The sequence below is a fragment of the Stenotrophomonas sp. 86428_Sma genome (assembly GCF_056481585.1).
On the sequence record NZ_CM151156.1, the window covers coordinates 1,307,272 to 1,325,015 of the forward strand.

The following is a 17,744-nucleotide window of genomic DNA, read 5'->3' on the forward strand; positions in this document are numbered from 1 at the left end:
TCCCTCTTCAAGACTCGGCGGCGAGCAGCCGCCGGCTCTTGCTTCAAGCCGCTTTTGCTCTTGTTTTTCCTAACAGGTAACAAGCACCTGTTACCCCCTTGTTACCCGTGAAAGCCTTGTCCCATAAGGAGGTAACAAGGGGTAACAGGGTAACGGGTGGATCGCGAGCTCCCGATGGGTGTATGCATGGATGTTGTGAGCGGTGAGTGGATTTTTCTTGCGTGGATCTCTTAAACCACTTGTTACCTTGTTACCACCTGTTACCCCCAGTAAACATAAGGGTTTGAAGGGTAACAAGTGGGTAACAAGCACTTGCTACCTCCCAGGCTGATGCTTGAGGTATTTCACACTTTCAAGTGTTTCTGGAGCATCGAAAGCAGAAACGAACATCCGTTGGCGCGAGCCCTTGCCAGTTCCGTAAAGCCTGCTTAGATGGATTTGTGGCCACAACAGGACCACAAATCAAGAAACGGAGCAGGCAGTGAAGACGAAACGCGAAAAGACCGCACGGGATGAGTTGTTGAAGGCCCGGGTCAGCAAAAGTTTTAAGGCGTTGGTGGAGGAGACGGCGGTGGCCCGTGGGCAAACCCCTTCCGAGGCCATGCGTCAGGCGCTTCAAGAGTGGGTGCATCGCCCCAGTCAAGCGGCATAAAAAACCCCGGGTGCGAACCGGGGCGTTTACTACTAGGGATTACAACATGAAGAGTAAGTCGAAGACTGGCCCTGTCAAGGGCGGGGAGGCCAATGGCGACGCCGTTGATCAGGCTCCGAAGAAAAAGGGCAAGGCCTTTGGGGCCGATGCCAATCCCAACGACGCCACGGATGACCTGGGCGTTATTGGGGAAGACCTCTCGTTTGAGCTGGCTTATGCCGACGATATGCGCCGCGCCAACTGTTTCCGCATTGGCGGCAAGATGGACAACGGCGAGATCGATTTTTCGCTGTATCAGTGGAATGAGTCCGAAGGCATCTGGGCCCCGCAAGCCACCCGGGAAGTAGAAGCCCACGCGTTGGACTGGATGCGCAAGCACGCCCCGGAGGACGCCAAGCAGAGCAGCGCGACCAGCTGCGTCAAGACGGCCATTCTCGAAATGATCCGCTTGCCTGGCATGAAGTTGCCTGAAAGCCAGCATCGGGCCATCGTGCCGCTGAAGGGCGGTTACCTGGAGATCCTCAAGGACGCCAACAAGAAGGCCTACATCGAATACCTGCCGGCCGACCCCAAACACGGGATCACTTCCTTGGTCCCAGCGAAGCTCAACCTCGACCAGGTGAGGTCCGGCCGCTACACCCCCAAGCCGTTGGACCCCAAGTCGCGGTGGGCCAAATATCTGGATCGCTTCATGCCGGACATGGCCGTGCGAGGGTTGCTTCAAGAAGCCATGGCGTCGTCGGTCATGCCGATGTGCCTGGAAAAAGCCTTCCTGTTGCTGGGAAGCGGCAGCAACGGCAAGAGCACCTTGCTTCACGTCCTGCGAGCCATCCACCCCAAGAACACTGCGGTCCGCATCGACAAGCTGGATGGGCAGTTCGCCATGGCACCTCTCGCTTCCAAGACTCTTTATCTGGCGACAGAGGCGCCCAAGGTCCTCTCCGATCCCATCCAGCAGGTCTTGAAGGCGCTTATCTCGCGCGATCCCATGTCAGCGGAGAACAAGGGCAAAGATGCCTACACCACGGTGCCGCGCGGCACGCTCTTCCTGGCACTGAACGCCATGTTCTCGGTGACGAGTCACGAACACGGCTTCTGGCGAAAGATTTGCATGATCCCGTTCAATGTGCGCCTGGCCGAGAACGACAAGGACCGCGATCCGGACTTCCACAAGAAGCTGACCGAGGACCCGGCGGAAATGGCCGTGATCATCGACTGGCTGCTGGAGGGGGCCATGCGCCTCATTGAGCGTGGCGGCCTGCCCGAGGAAATGCCCGAGGCCGTCAAAGCGCTGGCCGAGCAGACCCGGCAAGAGACGGACACCACGGCATCTTATTTCGCCGAGCGCATGGTCATCGAAGAAGAAGGCACGTGGACCGACAAGAACGACATCTATGCAGACTACCGAAACTACGTTCTGGATGAGCTGGGCCGCAAGCCGGTGGGTGCTGAAGAGCTTTGGAAGCGGGTGCGCGAACGGATGCCGGGGCTCCAGCAGAAGCAGAAGAAGGCGACGAAGGGATCGAAGGCCGAGCGCTGGGTCAACCTGCGCGTGGGGGGATTGAAGCCGCGCCTGGAGGGCGGGGCTCCCCAGGCCATCCCGGACGAGGAGGTTCCGTTGGGTGACCCTCTGAGCAAAGAGGCCATGGAAGCCATCGCCCTCCTGTCGGGCGCACCGATGGCTGAAGCCGCGTAGGCCTTTACAACCGGCGATGGTGCGCTATTGCAAAGGGGTATCCAAACCAAGACGGAGCCCCCATGCCATCGCCCGACCACATTCCCGAAGACGCTTTCCACGAAGAAGCTATCACCGCTGCCGATCTAGAGAGCCCAGAGACACCGGAAGCGGACCCGCAATACTTGCTCGTGCAAAGCGGGTTTGGTCTCCACGTCCGTCTGGGAAAAGACGGCGACCAGGGATTGCGCAGCGAGGACGAAATCGCCGAGCTGGTGCGGCGAGCGTTGTATCACCGCAAGAGTCTGACCCTTCATATCGAGTTCTGACCCCATCTACCCACAACCACCTGTTGAGAGGCGCAGGAGGTTGAAAAAGATTTGAGGCAACCACCCATGTCCAAGTATTCCGATCTCATCCAAGCCACCGCCGAGCGAATGCTCGACCTCATGAAGCAGGGCACCATCCCCTGGCGCCGACCCTGGAACGACCCCGACGCCCCGAAGAACGGCTCGATCAACGGGCCGTGGAATCCAACCTCGGGCAAGTCCTATAGGGGCTCGAACACACTGATCCTTCTCGGGGCGCAGATGGCCCATGGCTACAACGACAATCGCTGGCTGACCTACCGGCAGGCAGAAAGCATTGGGGCCCAAGTCAAGCGCGGCGAAAAGGGCCAGCAGATCGCTTACTGGGATTTCAGCAAGGCCGGCAAAGCCAAAGACGGGGCCGAGCCGTTGACCGAAGGCGAAGAGAAGAGCGGATACCAGGGACCATCGGTGTTCGTCGCCACGGTGTTCAATGCCAGCCAGATCGACGGCATGCCGGAGCCCCCGCCGCCCTTCGTCATGCCCGAGTCGATCCGTAACTTGCGTGTGCGGGAGCTGCTGGACCGTCACCAGCCGAAGGTTCACCACGACGGTGGCAACCGGGCGTTCTATAGCGTCGCTGCCGATTCAATCCACCTGCCGAAGCACCACACTTTCAGAGATGACGTCAGCTATCAGGCCACGCTGCTCCACGAACTGGCCCATTGGACTGGAGCGAAGCACCGCCTCGACCGAGACCAGACCGGGCGATTCGGCAGCCAGGACTACGCCAAAGAGGAGCTGGTTGCAGAGCTGTCCAGTTTGTTCATTTCCGAGCGCCTGGGTATTGCCCTGGGCAAGGAGCACGAAGAGCAACACGCCGCCTACCTGCAGTCCTGGATGAAAGCCCTGGCCGATGACCCCAGGACCCTGTTCCGCGCAGCCAGCCAAGCGGAGAAGGTCATGACCTTTTTGGACATCCCGGCGTTTGAACGCGAGCCGCTGCCGCAGGTCAAGAAGGAGCAGGACATGGAGCAGGGGCGAAAGACGGAAGCCGGTCGAAGGACCCCATCGCGACGCAAGGAACGCCAGGTTGCTTAGCGCAGGTAGGGGGTTGACCTTTTGAGGTTTCGAGTTAGAAATGAATGTGCTGGGGGAAGACCCGGCTGTGGTCCGATTCCTCTACTTCTAACTGAGAACTTTTCCAGGGTGAGCGGTTAGAAGGTGGTTGGGTGGTTATCCTTGCTGTATCGGTGGTTTCCGGTGGTTGCTGTCGCCGGGGTGGAAAGAATGCTTAGTTAACCGACCTGAGAAATCACTAACTAGGCACCATGTTTTTTCTTGAGCTTCTTACGCTGGGTTGAGAGGGGTGGCGAAAGCCGCCCCTTTTCTCTTTGCGGCCCCTTGCGCATCCCCCTTTCTTTGTTAAGACATGAGTATCACTCACCAAGCGGAGGAACCATGGCTGGCAACGTCTTTTCAAATCTACTTCGACCCTTCATCCGTCAAAAGGACACGGAACTACCAGGCGTGGCTTCTTCTGAGCCGCCTGAACCCCCGGTCCGGGAGCGCTTGGATGATTCAAGCCAGCGGCCAGTGGCTTCGGTGGAGCCGGTAAAAGTTTCACCCGGTGAACGTCCTCAGATGATCCCATCTTCCAATCAGACCCGGTCGGGTCAACAGAGCGCTCTGCAGGCCCAAGGGGCGATCCCATCTTCTAGTCGGACCCGGTTGGGATCGCAGAGTGCGCCCCCATCGTTCAACGATGAGGCAACGGATCGGTTGGGGAGCACTTTGGCCTTCGCTGGTCTGAAGACGAAGGGTCGCTTCGAGGACGAGGTAAGGCAGGCCATCGAAGACGGCGCCGATGTGAAAGGGTATCGCGACGCGCGCGGCGATTCCGCCTTGCATAAATGTCAGGAGCCGTGGCAGATGGAACTGCTTATCTCGGCTGGGGCGGATGTTCACGCGTTGGACAAACAAGGGCGTTCGCCTTTTGATCGCCTGTTGAGCACATACCAAAGGGAACCCGCTTGGTCCGAAAAACCTACTGCGGAAGGTTTGGCGCTGTTGGCGAAGGCCGGAGCGGATGTCAATGCCCTAAGCCAAGGGCAATCCGCTCTGCATGTTGCTGCGAAGCGAGGGCTTGAAGGCGATTGCCACATGCTTATCGATGCCGGCGCCGACGTGAATCTGCGGACGGACGGGGGAGACACCCCGCTCCACCTGGCCAGCGACCCAAGCGTTGTGCTGCGCTTGCTGGATGCCAAGGCCGATCCCTCCCTGCTGAACTCGAATGGCGAGCCAGCGCTAAAACATGATCCTATGCTTTATCGAGAAAGTATTCGGAACCACCGAGACGATTTTTCGCCGCGTGAGCGCGTCGATGCGGCGACCGACCCGATTTTCCTGGCCGAGACGCCCAGCGAGCTTGTCGCTGCGTTGGGGCAGGGCGGTAGTGTGAGGGACACCGATGCGCTGGGCCGAACCGCGCTTCATTACGTCAAAACGGGGGAGATGGTGCAGGCGTTGGTGTTGGCCGGGGCCCAGGTTGACGCAAAAGACATGGAGGGAAACATTCCTGCCCATACCGCGGACGAGCGCGCGATGGAAGAGTTGGTCGATGGGGTGGGGCGAGGCGTTCCCCAGCACCACGTAGAGAACGACAGGGGGGAAACCCCTTATGCGAGCCGGGATTACTACCACGAGGCTCGGTATTGGGATGCCGAAGCGGAAGAGCAGGCCGCGGAAAAGGCGGAGCAGACGAAGGAGGAGCAAGACCGCGTGCTCAACATTGTGGCCCTCGTTGAGGCCGGCGACGCCAAACGTCTGCTGGAGCAGGTGGATCCCAACGAAGAACTGGTCAGTCGGAACCGAACGTTCAACATCGACGGAGACGAGGGCTGGGCCTACAACAACTATGCCGGCTACAGCGTCCTCCATGAAGCGGCGAAGCAGGGAAAGACGGAACTCTGCCGAGAACTGGTGTTCGCAGGGGCGGACTGGGACAAGGGGTGTAAGCTCGTCGGCGAGCAAGGCTTTGACAACCATGTCAACGGCTTTCGAAACGAGCCTGGCATGAAGCCCATCGATTTTGCGAGCAACCGAGAGACCAAGTCGTTCTTGAACAACGCTGAGAACGAGCTGCGAGCCCACAACCGATCCAAGCTCTTGGACGAGCTTCTTCCCGCTGCCAATGCTTGGAAGCCACCGGAAGGCGGGTTTGGGGCCGACGCCCAACGGCAGGTCGGTGCGGCCATGAAGGCCCATGGGCAGGACGGCCAAACCCTGGAAGCCCCTCGCTTGCGAGCGCGCTTCTAAGGCCAAGGGAAAGGGCGGCGAAAGCCGCCTTTTCTTTTCCCGATCCCCTTGCGCAAACCAAACCGTTTGTTATGGGTAGTGCAACCCATTCAAAAAAGGAGGCCTCATGCGCGCGTTGATTCTTTCTCTGGCCCTTGCCAGCCTGCTCCCCCTTGCCGCCAGCGCCGCCGAGCCCCGTAGCGATTCGGTCGCCGTTGCCGTCGGGGTGAATGCCACCGTGATCACGCCGCACACCATCGCAGTAAGGGTCACACACGCCTGGGAGGCGTCCCCCACGGAAACCGCCACCGGGGTTCAGTCCTTCGAACCCATGGAAGCGCCGGGCCGTGGCCCATACGCGGCTTACAACTCAATCTTGAAGAAGAACCCCGCAACACGCGAAAGCGTCACGCTGTGGGTGATTGACGAGGCGCAGCGCTACTACACGCTCCGAGTGACGTATGAGCGCGTCCCATGCCGCGACACGCGAAACAACGGTGTGGATGACAGCGTATGTGCGCTGCGCATCGCTGGCCGCATTCTGCCGTTCTACATGCAGGGCGACGAGCAGGGGGCTTTTGAGGTGGGGGATCAAGTTTTTCTCCGCTCCGAAGGGACCGCGCAGCCAGTGATTACAGAGCTTGAGGCAGCTTCCGTATCCGTAGTCATCGGTGCGGGCAGAGAAAATGTAGCCGTTGGAGGGCAGCGCTGATGGCAATCTATATTATTTTTGTTCCGGTTGGGGTCTTTGTCTGGGACGGCATGGGCTCTTTGCCCCGAGAACTTTTTGAGCTTCCTTTTGACAAAGTTGCTCTCATTTCGGGGGATACAGCGAGACAGATCCTAGATGGCATGGAATGTTCCGGGGTTGCAGGAGCATTGCCGAATGACGCCCGGTTGCACGCGAAGGTCGAGCTCCCAATGGCTTGGAATCTGAAGCCCAGCCAGTGGGGCCAGCCTCTCACCTTCCAGGCGCGCCCGCTGAGGAGTCGCGCGGGAGGCCGCCCATGGTGAGCGCGATCCTTCTGCTGACCCTGCTGAGTCTCATGGTCCTGGTCCCTCTCTGGACGTTTAAGCGCTTTGGCGATGCCAAGGCAGCTTGGCAACGGGTGAGGGGCGGTGAGCGAGACGCTCGCACGCACGGCCGCGTCGTGATCCATGGCGGGCTGTTTGGAGTTGGGATGGTGGTCATCGCCGCGTTCTTGGCCCAAGCCACCTTCAGCGTCTGGCACCAGCTCGCCACCGGGGGAGGCCTGTTTGTCCTCGGCACGGTCGCGGTGCTCTGTCTGCTGGCCTTTTTCTGGGGCAAGGGGAGGTCGCGCGGATGAGTGCGTTGACGATGCTGGTCCTTTCCATGCTGGTCCTTGCTGTGTTTCTCTGCTCGGCGGCGTTTCTCTCTTTTATGATCGCGTTGACTTACCCGACCGTAAAGCAATCGCTGGCCCTATTCTGCGCCGGGAAGCGCGACGCATCGCTCTACGTGGATTTCGCGATTTTTGGGGGGATCTTCGCGGGTTGCGTCCTCACGCTCGCATTCGGGGCGGTGGTAATGGCCCTCAACATTTCCAGCGCTGAGGACGCCGCTCTATACGCGGCCACCTTGCTTAGCGCGGGGCTGGGCTACTGGGTGGGCCGATGAACCGCGAGCCTTCCACCTTGTTTGCCCCAGGCGTTCTTCCCGGGCCTGACGGCATCGAGCTGCTCCCCATGCCTGCGGAGATCCAAGCCATCTACGACGCTGCCCAACGCAACACGCCTTTCAGCATGGACGTGGACGACGCCCTGGCCGCGCACCGCCAAACGTGTGGTGAGCGGGATCAAATCGAGCACGCCCGACGGGTAGACCCGTCCGATGCCATGCCCATCGACCCGGAGGCTCGTCGCCAAGCCTATGAACGTCAGCGGCGGTATGCGATTGGCGCCGGCATGACCGCAGGCCTGACGCTTGGGGCCATCGCCCAGGCGCTTGGTGTGTCACCCTCCGAGATTCAAGGCGACCTGGCGGCGATGGATCGATGAGTCCGCGCAAAGGCTTCCTCGGCGGCCGCTCCCCGGCCCAGGTTCAATCCTGGCTGGACGAAGGGGTGAGCCAGCGCGCCCTGGCCCAACGCCTGGGCGTCACCCACCAGGCCGTGAACCGCTTCGTCCGGCGGCACCGCCTGGCGGGCTCCGGACGGCAGGCGTTCCGGGACCGCCAAGCCCGCGAGCTCGCTGAGCGTCGCCAGCAGGTGCAGCGGCTGGTCCGAGCCGGGCTGACCTCGGCCGAGGTGGCCCAGCGCTTGGGCTTGTCGCCGGCCACCATCGGCCTGGACCGCCGAGCCCTTCGCTTGGGGCGTGTCCTGAAAGGGCCAGAGCACCGCACCTTGCGCGGGCTGGCCCTGGACCAGGTTCGGGCTCGCTTGAAGGAGGTCAGCCGGGCTCACCTGGCGCGGGAACTCGGGGTGAGCAGTTCCGCCGTCTATCGCTACTGCGGGAAGGTGGGCCTCAGCCGTCCGTAGCCGAGATGCTTCTTGGCCCGCTGGTCGCTAAGTGGCCCAGCATATAGTTCGCGATCAGGCCCCGATCACGGGAAGGTTATTTCGATCAATGGCTTAGCCGCCGTTAGGCTTTGGAGCATTGGCCGAAATGCACCCGCTGAACGATACTTGGAGCCTGTTCGAGGGGATGTATTCGATGCCGCTGCTCAACTGGTCCGACCGTGACGAGGACCTAACCCGTTCCGCCCTGACGCCTTACCGCCTCCTGGAGCCGGTGGTCAGCTTGTCCTATGGGGAGGTGGACTCCCCCAACATGCTGATCGAGGGCGACAACCTGGATGCGTTGAAGGCGTTGCTGCCTTACTACGCTGGCCAGGTTGGTTGCGTCTACATAGACCCGCCGTTCAATACCGGAGCGATGTTCCCGAAATACGACGACAACTTCGAGCATTCGATTTGGTTGTCAATGATGTATGCCAGGCTCGAACTCATCCACGAGCTTGTTTCAGAGAAGGGATCTCTTTTTCTTCATCTGGACGATAACGAGGTTGACTATGCGAAGGTGATGCTGGATGAGATTTTTGGCCGGTCCAACTTCGTCAACAGGATAACTATCGCTGCCCGCTCGCCTTCTGCATTTAGCACTGTCAATCCTGGTGTATTCAAAGCATCGGAATACATTCTTTGGTATGCGAAGGACAAAGAGAAGTTTGAAGACGTAAGTGCCCGCATTCCACGCGGTGTTGACTATGCCTACAACCTTTGGCTGGAGAACCGGGATTTGCCTGAGAGTGAATGGAGGTTTTCGTCTCTTGCCGATAAATATGCTGAGGTGCCGCGGAACGCAAGGATCAAACACCCTAAGTCTATTCTCCAGCACTTCGACAAGTGGGTTCTGAAGAACTCAAGCCAAGTCTGCCGCTTGGCATCCATTAGCGACTCCGGTGCGGGTCAGGCAATCGTTGATCTAAAGAAAGAGTCTCTCACTCGACCTGGTGAAGTTCTAAAGCTGGAGCGGGGCGAATCGCTCGATACGGTCTACATCTTGGACGGTCAGCAAATCCTTTTCTACAGCAAGAACGTTGTTGAGATTGATGGAGAGCCTGTCGCCTCCTCAATGCTTACGAATATCTGGAGTGATATCTCGTGGGAGGGCATTGCTGGCGAGGGCGGCGTGACATTTAAGAAAGGTAAAAAGCCCGAGCGGCTCCTGCGTCGTTGCATTGAGTTAACGACTAAACCTGGGGACCTTGTTCTCGATAGTTTTCTTGGAAGCGGGACGACAGCAGCAGTTGCTTTGAAGCTCAATCGCAGGTTTGTTGGTATTGAGCGAGGTGACCAGGCGCGAAGCCATTGCCAAGCGAGGCTTGTATCCGTTGTGGAAGGTGAGCAATCAGGTATTTCGAAAGAAGTCGGTTGGAAAGGTGGCGGTGGCTTTCGCTTCTACAAGCTCGGCGTGCCCGTATTCGATGACCAAGGTCACATCCGCGAGGGCATCAAGTTCGAACACTTGGCCGCCCACGTCTGGTTTGCCGAAACGGGCACCGCACGCTCCACACGTGCCTCGAAGCAACCGTTCCTGGGTGAGCACCATGGGATCGGCTATTACCTGCTGTTCAATGGCATCTTGGGCGACGAGAGCAAGACCGGCGGCAACGTGCTGACCAAGCGGGTGGTGAAAGGCCTGCAGCCATTTGACGGGCCCAAGGTGATCTACGGCGAGTCCTGCGACTTGCCCAAGGAGCGGCTGGAAGAGCTCCAGATCACCTTCAAGCAAACCCCCTACGACATCAAGGCACGCTAAGCATGGCTCTTTCTCTCAAGGTGTATCAGCAGCGGGCCTTGTGCAGCCTGGCCCAGTTCCTAGAAGACGCCAGGCTGACCGGCCCCGCATCCGCGTTTGAGAAGAACGTGGATGCCGGTCTGATCGCCCACTACAAGCCCATGCCGGGTATGGAAGCCTCGCCCTACGTCTGCCTTCGCATCCCCACTGGCGGCGGCAAAACGGTTATGGGCGCGCACATCATCCAGGCGGCAGGCGACGCCTACCTCGAGCGCGAGTTCCCGCTGGTCATGTGGATGGTGCCCACCACCCAGATCAAGACCCAGACGCTGGAAGCCTTCAAGAACCCCCGCCACCCCTATCGCCAGGAGCTGGACGAGGCGTTTGGGGGCAAGGTCGCGGTGTTCGACGTGGAAGACTTCACCCACATCCGCCCTGCTGATCTGGGAACCAAGGTCTGCGTGGTCATTTCGACGATGGCCGCGCTGCGCGTGGAGAACCAGGAAGGCCGCAAGGTTTACGAGCACCACGAAGATCTGGAGCCTCACTTCGCCGGCAGCGTGTCCGATTTGCCCTACTTGGAGCAGAACAAGGCGGGAAAGGCCATCGCGTCCTTTGCCAATCTGCTGAAACTTCACGGTCCGTTGGTCATCACCGACGAAGCCCACAATGCCAACACGCCCCTGTCCTATCAGGTCTACGAGCGCCTGGGTGCCAAGGTAGTGGTGGAGCTCACCGCAACCCCGGAAGCCAGTAAAAGCAATGTGCTGGTCAGCGTCAGTGCCTTTGAGCTCAAGGGCGCGGACATGATCAAGTTCCCAGTCGTGCTCAAGGAGCACGTCGGGCAATGGGAAGTCGCCGTGGGCAGCGCTGTGGCCCGCCGCAACGAGTTGGGCAAGACCGCGCTGGGCGAGCCGGATTACATCCGTCCCATCCTGCTGATTCAGGCTGAGAACGCCAAGGGCACTGCCACGGTCGAGGAGGTCAAGAAGCACCTCATCGACAACGAGAAGGTGCCCGAGAAGGCGATTGCCATCGCCACGGGCGATCAGCGCGAGATCGACGGCGTGGACCTGTTCGCCAAGGATTGCCCCATCGAGGTCATCATCACCAAGCAAGCGCTCAAGGAAGGGTGGGATTGCTCCTTTGCCTACGTCTTCTGCTCGGTGGCCCAGGTCAAGAGCGACAAGGACATCCAGCAGCTGCTGGGCCGCGTGCTGCGCATGCCGTATGCCACCCGCCGCAAGCAGGAGGTCATGAACAAGGCCTACGCCCATGTCACCACTGCGGCGTTCAATCTGGCTGCCGCAGAGCTCACCAAGTCGCTCATCGACATCGGCTTCAACCCTCTGGAGGCCGTGGGCGCGGTGCTGCCGGATCCCACACCTGGGCCCGGCTTGGACTTGCGAGGCGGCAAGGTCAATCCGGTTCCCGTGACGCCCAAGACCACCATTGCCGTGAGCAAACAACCGGATCTTACTGGTATCCCTGCTCGGGACCAGACCAGCGTTGTTTTCACTCCGAACGAGGAAGGCAAGGGCGGCTCGGTGGAGATCACGGGCGAGGTGGACGAGTCCACCGTGGAAGCGATCACCAAGGCTGTGCCAACCAAGGAGCGGGAGGAGGCCACGGCAACCATCGAGCGCCACCAGATCGCTTCCAAGGCCGTCAAAGCCCCCAGCCAGAACGGCGCAGTGTTCAGCGTGCCCCGGCTTGGGGTCATGGAGCAGGGCGAGCTGGAGTTCGTGGAGAGCGGCGCCACGCCGCCGGGCTTCACCTGGGACTTGCTGGCCTATCCCCCGGACTTGACAAGCCTCAAGTTCAATGCAGATAGCAAGACCTTTGAAGTCGATTTGGTGGAAGAGAAGGTCAGCTACACGCCGATTGATGACGACGTGAACACCTACTTGCCAGGCTTCGCCAAGGACCGCACACAGGCGGACCTGGTGGGCTGGCTGGACCAGAAGATCCGCGATCCAGCGGTCAAGCAGCCCGTGCTGCGGGAGTGGTTGCGCCGGTCCATCGGCGGGCTGTCCGAAGATCGCGGCTTCTCGTTATCCCAACTGCTCAATGGCCAGTTCGTGCTCCGACGGAAGCTCGGCGAACAGCTCCAGATCGCCAAGGCAGAAGCACTCAAGGATGGCTTCCAGCAGGCCCTGTTTGGTGCCGACGCAGAGATCGTGGTCAGCGACGAGCCCGATGCCATGTTCACCTATCCGGCGGACATGACCCAGTATCCAGCGCATTCTTACTACCAAGGCGGCACATATCGCTTCCGCAAGCACTACTACCCCTTCGTGGGCGATCTTCAATGGAAGACCGCCGGGGGCAAGGTGGGCGAGGAGTTCCTCTGCGCCCAGGCCATCGATCAGCTGGACGAGGTGGAGTTTTGGGTCCGCAACCTGGTGGACAAGAGCCAGTTCTGGATGCCGACGTCCAAGCAGCGCACCTACCCGGACTTCGTGGCGCGGCTTAAAGATGGTCGACTGCTCGTCGTTGAATACAAGGGTGGTGACCGTTACTCCGCGGACTCCGAGAAGGAGAAGCGCATGATCGGCGAGCTATGGGCCGCTAAGAGCAACGGCCGAGGTGTCTACCTCATGGCCCAGCTGCGGGACGAGAAGGGCAACAGCATCACCGAGCAACTTAAAGCAGCGATCTCTAAATGATCAGGTGTGAGTGGGGTTCACCCCCGTATTACGAACACCGGAAGGCCGCTTGACCATACAGTGCAAGGAGGGTGTGTGACCGAAGACGAGATCGAACAACGAAAGATTGAAGCCAGAGTGCGCTTGGCTAAAGGAAGCATGGATAAGGCTGGAAAAGAGCTTGAAGAAGCTGAAAGGGTCGCGAAGGAGAGTCCTACACCTTTCAAGCGGAAGCTGGTGAATCAGGCTAAGGGGCGCTACAGCAAGGCCGCGCAAGTTTTTGACAGAGCCGTGGGCGACAAGATGAAGAGAGAGCTTGGGGGCGGTAAGGATGGACCCGGGCGAAGGATGTAAACGGGATGCTTATCGCACGGGCTGATTCTCGGATCGTTGATCGCCCGCTATACGAGCCCGCGATGCCTTGGTTAAAACCCAGATATGGATCGAAGGCTGAAGCGCATGGCGGATCAGGTAGCCTCCCGTTGGCTGTTCTCCGCTAAGGTCTCAAGCTGCGATACGGCGAGCGTCTAAGTTGGCAATGCCCAGAATGTCGAGAGCAAGGAAATGGTCCGCACCACAAACTGGCCCAGCGCGAAGTTGTCCCCCCAGCAGAAGGCCATCGTCGCCGCGCACGCGGTGCTGAACCTGGCAGAAGGCAAGGCCGGCGAACGCGAGCTGCGCAGCCTGCTGGTCAACGAGATCGGCCTGGCCTGGGCACCGTTAAACTGCCTCCAATACCTGTCCGGCAAAGAAGCCCCGGCCGCGCTCACTGCGTTGCCAGACGAATGGCAGGCGCTGGAGCGCAACAAGAAAGACCTCCTGCGTGCCTCGGTCGTTTCCTTGGTTATGGTCAAAGACGTCTGCGGCGCTGGGGGCTGCAAGCTCTCCGGCGCCAAGATAGCCGAGCGGCTGGAAGAGCTGCGAACCGCAATGGAGCCCAAATAGCGATGGATCACTTCGAAGGTGTGGTGCTGGACTATCTGCGCGCCGACCGAGCGCTGTTCGTCAACAGCCAGTGCTGCATCCAACTCAACGAAGGCGCGAACCCGGATACCAGCGGCCCGCACTGGTATTGCGACGCCGTCGCGGTCAGCTTCAAGGAGCAGGCGGCCTACCTCTGCGAAATCACCTACGCCGCACGCGCGCCGTCGCTGCTGGCCCGTCTGCGGGCGTGGGACGAGCATTGGCCTGGGGTCAGGGCAGCCCTGGCTCGGGACAGCGGTGTGCCGCTGGATTGGAGTGCCAGGCCCTGGCTCTTTGTCCCAGAGTCCAATGCCAAGGGCATTCAATCCGCCATCGGCGGGCTGAAGAACCTCCCCAGCCCCCGTGTCACCTTCTTGGAGGAAGTGTTGCCCTGGCGCTACCGCTCCTGGGATCGCGGTGCATACGTGGACGAGTCCCCATGACCGATCTCAATATCACGGCCACCAGCTACGCCCTGCTGCAGGGCAAGTTCACTTGTTGGAAGTGCTCGGAGTCGATCGTGGTGACCGCCATTTGGGTGCCTGGGTTCCTCGACAACGAGGACGAGGAGTATCCCGAGGAAGGCGGCCCATCGCTGCTGAAATACGTCAGCGAGCTGGACGTGGGCACGATGGCCCGGGTCAGGGCCGCGGCCCCCTGGCTCAAGCCCAACTGCTCGCAGACGGCCAACCAGACCTACGTGGCCAACCACTGTCAAATCTGCGGCGCGCTGCAGGGAGACCATTTCATATTCAGCCCAGACGGCCCGTTCTTCCCCCAAGACCAGGCCGGCGTGGACCAGCTCAAGGTCATCCCAGGGCACGGGCCCCTGATGGCGAGCGCTTCCACGGCGCAGTCGGACTGGATGGGACTGGTCAAGCTTCCCACGCACGCCTGACATCGAGGCAGACGGGATTTCGGCCAAGGGTCTCTACCACTGCGAATGAGGCTGGGCATACTTCTGCCCATCCCTTGTTCCTCGGAATCCTTCTGCTGGCTCATCCCCGGCCTATTTTTTTGCCTGGTGTCAGGCCTCGCCTCGCTGGGCTTGGCGGTCCTTGGTGAGCGCAACCGCCTCCTCATACGTGGCTGCTTTGCCGCTAAGAAGCAGATCCAACGCGACCCGGTGCCGGGCGGTGTAGTAGATGTTCCCCAGTGGCAACACCGTCGCTGGACGCATCGCGGGGCCAAGGGTGTAGACGAAGTGCGGAGAATCGGTTTCCGGCCAATGCCGGTCTACGTCCTGAAGCCGATCAACCGTGTCTACGCGCTCGATGAAGTGGACACTTCGGAACTGCGATAGGTAGCGGAAGCCGATGTAGGCCGGCGGGACAGTGGGCCAGCCATTGCCACCGATGGGATGGAAATACTTGCCCTGCTTGGTGACGACATCGATCCAGGTCAGCTCTTGAGAGCTGGGCATCAAGTCTCGGCTTAGCGAAACCACATAGGCGAGCGAGTCAAACGCGTTGGAGGTCATTCCGTATTCCGATAGGTGCAAGGCGAGCTGGTCCAGCCACAAGCGTTCGATTTGGTTTCTGGTCGCAGCATGAGCCCGCTTCGCCATGGCACGGATTTCAGACCAGGAGAGGTGATCGACGGGGATGCCCTTGACGTCCGCGGGAAGGTGCCTAACGGCCCAATCCTTCCGAGCCGCGCTGACCGAGATGAGCCGCTTGTGCTGCACATTCGAGTCGGCCAAGCGATGGACATACCGGGCAAGTTGCGCATGCGTGGCCACCTGCCAGTGTCGCTTGGCTTCAAACACCAGATGAAAGGCCGTGCCTGAAAGAACCTCCAAATCAGTGAACCCGCGATCCTTCATGCCGAAGTCTTGGCTGGAAAGCGCCACCTGTGCCAACGGATCAAGCCCCATGGCACCGAAGAGCTCCGCACGAAGCGCTGCGGACTGCTCCAGGCACCATCCCAGGGCATAGGTGCCCGCGTTCTCATCGCAGCCGGCTAGCCCAAAGCAACTGACGGGTTCTGCCCCCCGAATCAACATCAAAGCCTCCTTGCAGTGGGGCAAGGCATCGCCCCTACTGGGTCGACTGATGTTGCCAGAACTTCTGGTTTTGGGGCCACCACTTCCCCGCGTTGACGCGCCTCATCACGAGCGCGCGGAAAGCATCGGGGGAAGGGGCTGGCCCCTTCCGCTTATGCCTGCACTGGTTGCATCGGGCATGTGCGGCCACCACGTTCCCGGACACGTCTCGGCCCCCGTCTTGCTGGGCCAGCAGGTGTTCGGCGGTGCACTGAAAGGCTTGAGCCTTGCGGGACTTCAGTCCCAGTTCTGATGGAGCTTCGAGCCACATCGGCAGACCGCAATAGAAGCAGCGGCCAGACTGGGCATGGAAGGCGGATGTGCGGATGGATTTGAGGCGCTTGGTCGTCATGGATGGCTCCGGAATCGAAAAAAGATTCCCGCGCCCCCATTGGGTGGACCTCGGGCACCCGGAGCCTACTGGCATGCGGGCACAACACCGACGCTTCTGCGACCGGCGGTTGCTTTTTAGCTTACTCGTGCGTTCGGTGCAAGCGCTTGGGTTGGCGCCTCCAAATCTTGCTGCCCGATCCTCTTGCGGAAATGGATTTATCGAGTATTGGTGAAGCAAGCCCAATCCGGGCCACTTTCCCTTTCCCTAAATCCGAGGAGGATTTTTCATGCGCAAGACCCTTTCTTTTTCTCTGGCCTTGATGGCCGCGTTTTCTGCCGCTTCGGCGTCCGCCGCTGACGTCACCGAAGACCTGATGATTTCTGCGACCGTGAACAACGAGTGCAGCCTGCTCGTGACCCAGCTGGGCGGCGGTGAATACAACGGCTTGGCGTCCGGCACGCAGGGCTATTCCAATGGTGCGTTGATGGTTCGCTGCAACCAAGGCACCGCCTTCAGCATCGTGCCTGGCGATGGGTTGAACTACGGGGCGGCCATCGCGCGACCCAATCACCGTGCTGTGTCCGATGGGGCCGGGAACTTCGTGGCCTACGGGCTGTTTAAAGACCCTGGTGCCAGCCAAGCGTGGGGCAGTGGGGCCGATGCGTGGGAGGGCGTGGGAACCGGTGAGCAGCAGATGATCGGCATCGGTTATGCCTTCTATGATTTGAACAAGGTGCCCGGCGGGACCTTCTCCGATACCATCGCCGTGACCCTGACTTATTGATCCTCAACCGTTTCCCTTAAAGCCCCCGGAAATCCCCGGGGGTTTTCTTTTGGGGGTGGGTTGACAACTTTAAATGTTTTGGTTGGATCAAAGGAGGTGATCGGTTTGGAGGAGTGATGTTGAAGCGTTTGTTGGCCGTTTCGTTGTGCTCATTGTTCGCCGTGCCTGCGTGGGCGGGAAATGTGTCGTTGTTTCCCACGAGCATCGTGGCGCCGGCTGGGGAAAAATCGGGCGCGTTGACCTTGGAAAACCATGGGAAAACCCCCGAGCGTTTCCAAGTAACGGTGCTGGACTGGTCCCAAGACGCCGGGCAGGACGTGACCAGCCCCGCCACCGCGGTGCTCGCGGCACCGTCCATTGTCGAAATCCCGCCTGGGTCCCGCCGGGCCGTGCGGTTGGTGCGCACTCAAGGCGTCGGCACGCCGGGCTACTACCGCGTGCTGCTGCGCCAGTTGCCCCAGCCGTCCACGGCGGGCCGCGTGCAGTTGTTGATTCACCAGAACCTGCCGGTGGGGTTTGAGGATGCCAAGGCCGGTCTTCCGGTGCTCAAGGCCCGCTTCACCGCCGACGGCCTGCTGCTGACCAACACCGGGCCCACCGCCGCGCGCCTGACCGCCGTCGGTCCTCAAGGCATGCCGGCATGGCGCGAAGGGGCGCTGGGGTGGGTGCTCCCTGGTCAGAACAAGCTGGTTGAGCTCAAGCCCGGCTTGAAAGCCGCCTCGCTCTCGATCACGGTCAACGGGTCCCCCGCTACCGTCCCCGCAGACTAAGGGCAA

At 60.4% G+C, this 17,744-nt stretch carries 20 protein-coding genes; 18 read left to right on the forward strand and 2 right to left on the reverse strand.

The features are described 5' to 3' along the window. Window positions 1–481 precede the first annotated feature (481 nt). From ACZK3J_RS05900 to ACZK3J_RS05975, 16 genes are all read left to right on the forward strand, one after another. A complete protein-coding gene (locus ACZK3J_RS05900) occupies window positions 482–652 on the forward strand; it encodes a ribbon-helix-helix protein, CopG family (protein ID WP_140222693.1) in 171 nt (56 codons plus the stop codon). 46 nt (window positions 653–698) lie between these two features. Continuing rightward, window positions 699–2,348, forward strand: a complete 1,650-nt coding sequence (locus ACZK3J_RS05905; RefSeq protein ID WP_008265409.1) for a DNA primase family protein — start codon at window positions 699–701, stop codon at window positions 2,346–2,348. Between the two features lie 62 nt (window positions 2,349–2,410). After that, complete coding sequence (locus ACZK3J_RS05910; protein WP_040008462.1) at window positions 2,411–2,656, forward strand: hypothetical protein; 246 nt, start codon at window positions 2,411–2,413, stop codon at window positions 2,654–2,656. Window positions 2,657–2,722: 66 nt separating this feature from the next. Next, window positions 2,723–3,736 (forward strand): ArdC family protein, encoded by a 1,014-nt coding sequence (locus ACZK3J_RS05915; RefSeq protein WP_111196844.1) that lies wholly within the window; start codon window positions 2,723–2,725, stop codon window positions 3,734–3,736. Window positions 3,737–4,096: 360 nt separating this feature from the next. Beyond that, window positions 4,097–5,956, forward strand: coding sequence for an ankyrin repeat domain-containing protein (locus ACZK3J_RS05920; protein ID WP_077684467.1), 1,860 nt, complete (start codon window positions 4,097–4,099; stop codon window positions 5,954–5,956). 106 nt (window positions 5,957–6,062) lie between these two features. Continuing rightward, window positions 6,063–6,647 (forward strand): hypothetical protein, encoded by a 585-nt coding sequence (locus ACZK3J_RS05925; protein ID WP_024957517.1) that lies wholly within the window; start codon window positions 6,063–6,065, stop codon window positions 6,645–6,647. A gap of 295 nt (window positions 6,648–6,942) precedes the next feature. Continuing rightward, a complete protein-coding gene (locus ACZK3J_RS05930; RefSeq protein ID WP_024957518.1) occupies window positions 6,943–7,263 on the forward strand; it encodes a hypothetical protein in 321 nt (106 codons plus the stop codon). Next, complete coding sequence (locus ACZK3J_RS05935) at window positions 7,260–7,574, forward strand: hypothetical protein (RefSeq protein WP_024957519.1); 315 nt, start codon at window positions 7,260–7,262, stop codon at window positions 7,572–7,574. The genes ACZK3J_RS05930 and ACZK3J_RS05935 overlap by 4 nt, the downstream gene beginning before the upstream one ends. Continuing rightward, window positions 7,571–7,954 (forward strand): hypothetical protein, encoded by a 384-nt coding sequence (locus tag ACZK3J_RS05940; RefSeq protein WP_024957520.1) that lies wholly within the window; start codon window positions 7,571–7,573, stop codon window positions 7,952–7,954. The genes ACZK3J_RS05935 and ACZK3J_RS05940 overlap by 4 nt, the downstream gene beginning before the upstream one ends. After that, a complete protein-coding gene (locus ACZK3J_RS05945; RefSeq protein ID WP_024957521.1) occupies window positions 7,951–8,433 on the forward strand; it encodes a hypothetical protein in 483 nt (160 codons plus the stop codon). Before ACZK3J_RS05940 ends, ACZK3J_RS05945 begins: the two co-directional genes overlap by 4 nt. Before the next feature lie 127 nt (window positions 8,434–8,560). Next, on the forward strand, window positions 8,561–10,216 hold the full coding sequence (locus ACZK3J_RS05950; protein WP_197697521.1) for a site-specific DNA-methyltransferase: 1,656 nt from the start codon (window positions 8,561–8,563) through the stop codon (window positions 10,214–10,216). Window positions 10,217–10,218: 2 nt separating this feature from the next. Continuing rightward, entirely contained in the window at window positions 10,219–12,864 is a 2,646-nt protein-coding gene (locus ACZK3J_RS05955; RefSeq protein ID WP_478476559.1) for a DEAD/DEAH box helicase, read from the forward strand. 75 nt (window positions 12,865–12,939) lie between these two features. Next, window positions 12,940–13,197, forward strand: coding sequence for a hypothetical protein (locus ACZK3J_RS05960; RefSeq protein WP_032960334.1), 258 nt, complete (start codon window positions 12,940–12,942; stop codon window positions 13,195–13,197). Between the two features lie 210 nt (window positions 13,198–13,407). Further along, a complete protein-coding gene (locus tag ACZK3J_RS05965) occupies window positions 13,408–13,788 on the forward strand; it encodes a hypothetical protein (protein WP_032960332.1) in 381 nt (126 codons plus the stop codon). Between the two features lie 2 nt (window positions 13,789–13,790). Then, on the forward strand, window positions 13,791–14,249 hold the full coding sequence (locus tag ACZK3J_RS05970) for a hypothetical protein (RefSeq protein ID WP_032960331.1): 459 nt from the start codon (window positions 13,791–13,793) through the stop codon (window positions 14,247–14,249). After that, window positions 14,246–14,704, forward strand: a complete 459-nt coding sequence (locus ACZK3J_RS05975) for a hypothetical protein (RefSeq protein WP_149500840.1) — start codon at window positions 14,246–14,248, stop codon at window positions 14,702–14,704. Before ACZK3J_RS05970 ends, ACZK3J_RS05975 begins: the two co-directional genes overlap by 4 nt. 129 nt (window positions 14,705–14,833) lie before the next feature. On the opposite strand, the gene ACZK3J_RS05980 is transcribed toward ACZK3J_RS05975, so the two are convergent. Next, window positions 14,834–15,811 (reverse strand): hypothetical protein, encoded by a 978-nt coding sequence (locus ACZK3J_RS05980; RefSeq protein ID WP_197599482.1) that lies wholly within the window; start codon window positions 15,809–15,811, stop codon window positions 14,834–14,836. A gap of 34 nt (window positions 15,812–15,845) precedes the next feature. Next, window positions 15,846–16,202 carry an HNH endonuclease gene (locus tag ACZK3J_RS05985; RefSeq protein ID WP_032960326.1) on the reverse strand — a complete coding sequence of 119 codons (357 nt, stop codon included), beginning with the start codon at window positions 16,200–16,202 and terminating at the stop codon, window positions 15,846–15,848. 268 nt (window positions 16,203–16,470) lie between these two features. Between ACZK3J_RS05985 and ACZK3J_RS05990 the strand changes: the two genes are divergently transcribed. Further along, window positions 16,471–16,968, forward strand: a complete 498-nt coding sequence (locus tag ACZK3J_RS05990; protein ID WP_080281884.1) for a Csu type fimbrial protein — start codon at window positions 16,471–16,473, stop codon at window positions 16,966–16,968. 116 nt (window positions 16,969–17,084) lie between these two features. Then, entirely contained in the window at window positions 17,085–17,738 is a 654-nt protein-coding gene (locus tag ACZK3J_RS05995; protein ID WP_197596049.1) for a fimbrial biogenesis chaperone, read from the forward strand. Window positions 17,739–17,744: the final 6 nt, after the last annotated feature.

Coding starts and splice junctions, on each gene's coding strand:
- ACZK3J_RS05905 (WP_008265409.1), top strand. CDS start 699: ATGAAGAGTAAGTCGAAGACTGGCCCTGTCAAGGGCGGGGAGGCCAAT.
- ACZK3J_RS05910 (WP_040008462.1), top strand. CDS start 2,411: ATGCCATCGCCCGACCACATTCCCGAAGACGCTTTCCACGAAGAAGCT.
- ACZK3J_RS05915 (WP_111196844.1), top strand. CDS start 2,723: ATGTCCAAGTATTCCGATCTCATCCAAGCCACCGCCGAGCGAATGCTC.
- ACZK3J_RS05920 (WP_077684467.1), top strand. CDS start 4,097: ATGGCTGGCAACGTCTTTTCAAATCTACTTCGACCCTTCATCCGTCAA.
- ACZK3J_RS05925 (WP_024957517.1), top strand. CDS start 6,063: ATGCGCGCGTTGATTCTTTCTCTGGCCCTTGCCAGCCTGCTCCCCCTT.
- ACZK3J_RS05930 (WP_024957518.1), top strand. CDS start 6,943: ATGGTGAGCGCGATCCTTCTGCTGACCCTGCTGAGTCTCATGGTCCTG.
- ACZK3J_RS05935 (WP_024957519.1), top strand. CDS start 7,260: ATGAGTGCGTTGACGATGCTGGTCCTTTCCATGCTGGTCCTTGCTGTG.
- ACZK3J_RS05940 (WP_024957520.1), top strand. CDS start 7,571: ATGAACCGCGAGCCTTCCACCTTGTTTGCCCCAGGCGTTCTTCCCGGG.
- ACZK3J_RS05945 (WP_024957521.1), top strand. CDS start 7,951: ATGAGTCCGCGCAAAGGCTTCCTCGGCGGCCGCTCCCCGGCCCAGGTT.
- ACZK3J_RS05950 (WP_197697521.1), top strand. CDS start 8,561: ATGCACCCGCTGAACGATACTTGGAGCCTGTTCGAGGGGATGTATTCG.
- ACZK3J_RS05955 (WP_478476559.1), top strand. CDS start 10,219: ATGGCTCTTTCTCTCAAGGTGTATCAGCAGCGGGCCTTGTGCAGCCTG.
- ACZK3J_RS05965 (WP_032960332.1), top strand. CDS start 13,408: ATGGTCCGCACCACAAACTGGCCCAGCGCGAAGTTGTCCCCCCAGCAG.
- ACZK3J_RS05970 (WP_032960331.1), top strand. CDS start 13,791: ATGGATCACTTCGAAGGTGTGGTGCTGGACTATCTGCGCGCCGACCGA.
- ACZK3J_RS05975 (WP_149500840.1), top strand. CDS start 14,246: ATGACCGATCTCAATATCACGGCCACCAGCTACGCCCTGCTGCAGGGC.
- ACZK3J_RS05980 (WP_197599482.1), bottom strand. CDS start 15,811: ATGTTGATTCGGGGGGCAGAACCCGTCAGTTGCTTTGGGCTAGCCGGC.
- ACZK3J_RS05985 (WP_032960326.1), bottom strand. CDS start 16,202: ATGACGACCAAGCGCCTCAAATCCATCCGCACATCCGCCTTCCATGCC.
- ACZK3J_RS05990 (WP_080281884.1), top strand. CDS start 16,471: ATGCGCAAGACCCTTTCTTTTTCTCTGGCCTTGATGGCCGCGTTTTCT.
- ACZK3J_RS05995 (WP_197596049.1), top strand. CDS start 17,085: ATGTTGAAGCGTTTGTTGGCCGTTTCGTTGTGCTCATTGTTCGCCGTG.